This window comes from Colwellia sp. E150_009 (assembly GCF_053543955.1).
The window spans coordinates 1-5,972 of sequence record NZ_JBHFOM010000073.1; the positions used below are offsets into that span (position 1 = coordinate 1).

The 5,972-nt window shown below is 37.2% G+C and carries 7 protein-coding genes; 5 read left to right on the plus strand and 2 right to left on the minus strand.

Translation table 11 applies throughout. The features are described 5' to 3' along the window. Positions 1-171: IS3 family transposase (locus ACE1OF_RS19270; RefSeq protein WP_448896498.1), on the plus strand; the 171-nt coding region annotated here is incomplete at its 5' end. 27 nt (positions 172-198) lie between these two features. On the opposite strand, the gene ACE1OF_RS19275 is transcribed toward ACE1OF_RS19270, so the two are convergent. Then, complete coding sequence (locus ACE1OF_RS19275; protein WP_448896491.1) at positions 199-417, minus strand: hypothetical protein; 219 nt, start codon at positions 415-417, stop codon at positions 199-201. Positions 418-436: 19 nt separating this feature from the next. Then, on the minus strand, positions 437-868 hold the full coding sequence (locus tag ACE1OF_RS19280; RefSeq protein ID WP_448896493.1) for a hypothetical protein: 432 nt from the start codon (positions 866-868) through the stop codon (positions 437-439). A 138-nt stretch (positions 869-1,006) separates the two neighbouring features. Here ACE1OF_RS19280 and ACE1OF_RS19285 point away from each other — a divergent pair, with 138 nt between their 5' ends. The 4 genes from ACE1OF_RS19285 to ACE1OF_RS19300 all read left to right on the plus strand — a co-directional run bounded on the left by ACE1OF_RS19285 (position 1,007) and on the right by ACE1OF_RS19300 (position 5,737). Then, complete coding sequence (locus ACE1OF_RS19285) at positions 1,007-1,435, plus strand: hypothetical protein (RefSeq protein WP_321284641.1); 429 nt, start codon at positions 1,007-1,009, stop codon at positions 1,433-1,435. A 765-nt stretch (positions 1,436-2,200) separates the two neighbouring features. Continuing rightward, positions 2,201-4,579 (plus strand): DEAD/DEAH box helicase family protein, encoded by a 2,379-nt coding sequence (locus tag ACE1OF_RS19290; RefSeq protein ID WP_448896495.1) that lies wholly within the window; start codon positions 2,201-2,203, stop codon positions 4,577-4,579. 93 nt (positions 4,580-4,672) lie between these two features. Continuing rightward, positions 4,673-5,158, plus strand: a complete 486-nt coding sequence (locus ACE1OF_RS19295) for a hypothetical protein (protein WP_448896497.1) — start codon at positions 4,673-4,675, stop codon at positions 5,156-5,158. 159 nt (positions 5,159-5,317) lie between these two features. Continuing rightward, a complete protein-coding gene (locus ACE1OF_RS19300) occupies positions 5,318-5,737 on the plus strand; it encodes a hypothetical protein (protein ID WP_014234430.1) in 420 nt (139 codons plus the stop codon). Positions 5,738-5,972: the final 235 nt, after the last annotated feature.

Sequence of the window (5,972 nt, forward strand, 5' to 3'; positions counted from 1 at the left end):
TTCTTCCATTCTATGAAAGTGGAAGCGATACAATATGAGCCAATTATGACGAGAGACCAGATGCGCCAAACGATCTTCGAGTACATAGAGGTTGATTATAATCGGACGAGAAGGCACAGTGCTCTTGGGTATCTAAGCCCAGTTAACTTTGAACAGCAAAATGTCGCTTAATGAAGTGTCCAGTCTGGCTGGAGCAGATCATTCTAGCTTTAAGCCACAATAAGGACAATGAATGATGTTAAACGCGGTTTGCCAAAGCAACTCACCGACTTCATTAATTTCATGGCTTAGTTCTAGATCCATCTCTTTTGCTATCTCAGAGATAAACAAAAACCATTTCTTATCCGCTGTGTAATGATCTGTGCAATACACTTGAACTTCTTGCGGCATATGCTCGCATTGATGCTGTTTATTCATCCCCTCCCCCTACTTCATTTTAAAAAAAGCAAAAACTTTCAGTGTCTTTTACTTGTTGGATTCTCTTTGATTTATAGCGATTACAACCAAAGAGACCAGGAACCCGAGACTCTTTGTCAGTTTGTTTTGGGGAAGTTGATTGATACTCGCTGGTTCTAGCGTTACGTTGACCAAAAGACCTGTGGCCAGAAAAACAGTTGCTGGGGTTTGATGATCTTGATTTAAAAATCTGACGTTGATCTTCAACAGTTAAACTGTTTGCTTTTTGTAAAGCTTCGCTATCTGAGATTAGAACATTCTTCCCTCTTAAATCCTCAATTAGGTTTAAATTATCATTTAACGGTTTTTTTATAACTTTCAAATTAGGATTGTTATACACGTATTTACGTCGTTTTAAACTCATCGCTTTAAACTCCAGATAATGTTTTAATATGGATTTAATAAACCACATTAAATCCCCATTGTAAATATAAAATTAAAAATATAAATCAAGAAAAATATTTTTAATTATTAAAAACTAACACTCTTTTTTAGTTTCGTTTAAAATTAGGTTTCTATCCATTGCAAATTTAATAGGAATAAAAACCTAATGACACTTACTGAAAAGCAAGAAGCAGCAATAGAAATATTTAGTAATCGCAATAATATCAGAGGGTTGCAGCTATCTCTTGGCGAGCTAGAAGCTATCTGTGATAGAGTTGGATATATCATAGAAGAACTAAAATCTGCTGAAGAGATTAAAAAAGTTGAGACGGCCATACAAGCGTTGAAAGCCGTTGGTATTGAGATCCCTGAGGAACTTTCCCACAAGCAAAAGAGTTTGTCTGGCTCGAAATCTTCTGCCACCACTCAGCGTAAGCGAGCGCCACTCGTCAAATTTAAAGTAGGGGACGAGATTTTTAAAGAAAGGTCTCAAGGTAAAGCGTCACGCGAGCTGGCGGCAGCAATAGAAAAGTACAATAGTGACAATGGCACCAGTCTTACTAAGAAAGATTTTAAAACGGATGAAGTTGTTTAGGATAGTAATCTTGAGCCTAAGGAAACTAAGGCTAAATACCATTAAGACTTCATCGGCGTTGACCAGCACAACTATTTTAAACGAATTTAGTTAACCACGAGTTCATTGTTGGAACAACTAATATCTGTTTATTGGCAAGTAACCACCCAATTGAACTTCTCGCTCGAAGAGCGAGTATATCGACAAGAGTATGGTAGCTTTGAGGTGGGATATCGATTTAACGCTTGATGTTGAGTGTCCACTTCTCCTTTTATATTATTATATATACCTTAGAGAAGTGGACACATTCGCGGTTTACATTGTAATGGTGAATTGACGTTCAATTGAATCACTAATACGTTTAGCATGCTAACGCATGCAGCATTCGATGTTGAGATGTTACGTTAGACTCTCAGGTTAGGACTGTTGGCTCAGTGCCCACACATTCATTTATTTTACATATTAAATGTGACCTACCCCATTTTTATAACCCCATACCACTTAAGTCACCTCTCCTTCTTGAAGCGAACTTAGCTACAGGTTCAGCCTTATTATCCATGAGATGGATATTTCAAAACAAATATCTTAAACACATCTAAATTATTTTCATTTTCTATTTATATTTAAATACTCTGATATATTATAAATTAAATATAAAAACCAAATCATTTAAACAACTGAAATACAAACCATAAATCAATATCGATAAAAAACTTAAAAAATTTATTGATCTTATCATTACTTATTAATTAGAATTTTATAAAACTAATTAATTGAGAAAAAACAATGGAATATTTTTATAAAAATATTAGTGGCGCAACGGAATTTAAAAACATCAAACTACATGTCACTAAGAATGGAAATGATATTATAACAAGTACTAATACCCGTGATGATTTAGCCATGAAACTTCCGAGTGAAGTACTCTCTACTATCCCTGTTTACCAAAACTGGGTTAGCTCGATAGCGATTTATGCGTCTACTAGCGTACAAGATATGATTGATGCTATAGCCACTTCCATTCATTTTAAAAAGGAATTGTTAATTTCAGGCCATTCCATCGATTCACTTAACATGATACCTTTGCTTCAAGAGGTGTACCTTATTTCTCATGCATGCCGATTAACCGATAATAATAGTGAGTTAATAGAACATGCTCTAAAACAACTCAAACAGGCAGTTCACAGCGCATTTGTATCGATTGAATCCGTAATATTCTTCGCTTCAACACTCTTCAACATCAGTAGTCATGAAATTGTCCGTCAGTTAACGTCCATCAATGAACAAGAGGTGGAAGCAATCAAACTCTCCCTGGATTTTTCAAGCGCTAAACAAGTTTCCTGTTTAAACCAAATCGAGTTAGCGTTAAACCGCGTTAATGTTATCTCTGCTGAAACTGGTGTTGGAAAAACCACCTACGTCATTGACCATTATCTTCGCCAACGACTTAAGGCCAATCCAAACTTAAAAATTGCTACCATTTCCCACAAGGATGCCATCAATAGTAACATGAACAATAAGATTTCAAAGCTTTTACCACATGCGAAGCAAGCAAGCCACAATACCCAATCGCTAGAGAAGCTTGAGAATGCACAGCTCATCGTTTCAACGACTAACTCGCTGCCTAAGATGCTTCAGTATGTACTCCGCTGTGATTTAGTTATCTTCGATGAAAGTGAAAAAGGATTTATATCCATTGATGGCAGTCATTACAATAGTGATTTACTGAAAGCAAACTCCTTTGATGCAATAAGAACGGTCATTACTGATGCTAAACATGTCATCATGATGGATGCAGACAGCACAAACTGCATCACAGGCCAATTGATAGCATCTACAGGAATTAAAGATTATCAGCTGTATAAAGTAGAAGGCGGAAGATACTCCGACATCAATATCACAATCACGAATAGAGACGAAGTACTGAACGAAATCGGGGGTGGACACAATCCTTATAAAGTGATGGCTTTCGATAAGAAAGAAGCGTTGTACCAATATTTGTTTTCGATGGGTTTTCAATCTTCGGGTAAAGGCTGCGCTGAAAAAGCGCTAGAAGCTGGATACCTCGTGATTACGGCGGATACCCGTAACAAAGATGCCGTGAAGAAATTTTTAGCCAACCCAAACGATTCGTGCTTCTTGTACAAAAAAATCTTGTACTCACCTTATATTGATTCAGCAGTCAGTATCGAGGCGAATTACACCGACAAGGTTTTGGTGGTATCACATAGCATACTCATGCCCAAAGAACTGATACAAATGGGACGCAGGTTTCGCCAAGCCAAAGAAATTATTTTCGCTGTACAGAAAGACCATGTGACTTGCTATCAGAACAAAAACATGAATACCAATGGTGAGCCACTCAACAAGTCCTTTTCTTTTGAGTATATGCAGCACCTTATCCATCATATTTCCACACATACGCGTCACAATATGCCGTTATCTCTACAACGTACGGCTGAAGGTTTAGGTTTTCGAGTTAAAATCAAAGAGTGTTCTGCAGCACAACGTTACCGTGAATCCTTGTTGCAAAAGCAAATTACAGAAGCTTACAAAGCCTCTGTCAACGAATCTATCTACAAGGCACCCGAGCACGTTAGTGACCTGAATGAAGCAAATCAAGTCATCCATTCAGGCCAAGCGAATAACTTACAACTCTGTGCAGCAGAAAAAAGAGTGATTTCTGAAAGACTGTGCATCCCAATGGATTCTCTAACGAATGAGGCGATTTCATTTTCTAGAAACCAAGCCTCTTTACTCGAACATTTACAGAAATATATGGAATGGCGCACGATGAAAACGCCCTACAACGACCTTTATGAACTGATAGATATTATTTTTAAAACGTTAGAAATCTCTATTAACAATATCAACCAGAATCAATCGATAACTACGTCAAATTATTATCATGCTTATGATGTCATTAATCAGATATTAAATAGCAATTCTAAACTCTGTAAAAAACTAAGTAGCATGAAAACAATGTTAAAGCCCATTACTTGCGAACCACCGTCTAAAAGTTATCGAACACGGGCGATAAACAACTTTCTATCTAAACTTGGTTTTGATTGCCAGAGGAATTATAAAACGAACAGTCAATATAGAAAGTATAACATCAGTCTAAACCCAAATGCGTATCCATCTGTATTATATTTATCATCGTGATGTTACGTCACTTGATTCACTGCAAACTAATATGCAATCATTCAGCTCTGTTTAAATCATTGTGACTTTTAATCCATGAAAATGATTTTCGAAATGCAGTATCGACGTACTCAAAAGTTTATCTATAAACGTGAAGAGATCTGCTCAATCTTTAGAAGTAATGATATCGAGCAGATCATCGCAAAGCATGACTACATCATCAACATCGATTATGAACGATTTGTTTACCTACGTTCGAGGCTGCCTCCTGAGTTTTTTGACCAACTGGCCTTATCCTTACGCGAAGGTGAGCTGTGTTACATCTCGTTCGAAGATGCCCTATCCAGGTGGAGTGTGATCTCTCAGGTGCCAATGGTTTTGATTCTGGCAACAACAGGTACATCAGGCTTTTATAAAACAAGATTTGGAAGCATTGAGTTTGTCCACGTTCCTCACAGCAAAGACACCATCTTGGCAAATACCAGCGAACCTTACGATACACTTAGGCTTGCTAAAAAGCTTTTTGCTTTTGAAGATTTAAAACGGATTGATAGAAACATGCATCTTGTCGATTATGAAGAACTCGATGCGGATGATTAAATAATTAAAATTTCATTATTTTTCTTTGTTGCAAAAAATCCATTGACTTTTAAAACCGTCGATTATAATTTAATTGCAGACACGTTAAACACCCCGACGTGTCATAAAATAAATCTACAATAAACGAGTTCGGTGGGGTAAGTTTATTGAGGATTTATCATGGAAAGCATTAAAACCAACCAAAAACAGTTTAGCTCTCATTTCTATTCATTCAATCATGCTGGTTCAAATACGCCAAACCTCCGTTTAAACGGAAGAAATTTACATGTGAATACCCCACTCGATCTTTGTCTTGCGTTCGCTCAGTCTATGAACCTTGTGCTTCTATCGCATCAAAAACTGAGTGATGGTTTCGCAATCAAAGCAACTTTTTCAAAAGTGTTCGTAAGTCAAATTGAAAGTGATGACGATATTCTAAATGTCGTTTTTGCTGTACATAAGTCTAGCTTTAAGACGGTTACCGAAGACGTATCGTTAATGCTTTATCTTTTTGATGATGGCGTTAACGACTCCCAAGAGAATGAGTTTTGGTGTTCTTTTTCGCTCCACGACTGGCTACATCACGTGCAAGTAAATTGACGCTCATAAAGTTCAGGCTTTCTCTCTACGTTAATCTTTCCCCATATTGACTAATGCCAGCGTGAAAACGCTGGCTGTGTTTCTCTACTAGGTTAATAAAGACATGAGTAAAGTCCCATTATCCACAATACTGATCTGCTCCAGCCAGACTGGACACTTCATTAAGCGACATTTTGCTGTTCAAAGTTAACTGGGCTTAGATACCCAAGAGCACTGTGCCTTCTCGTCCGATTAT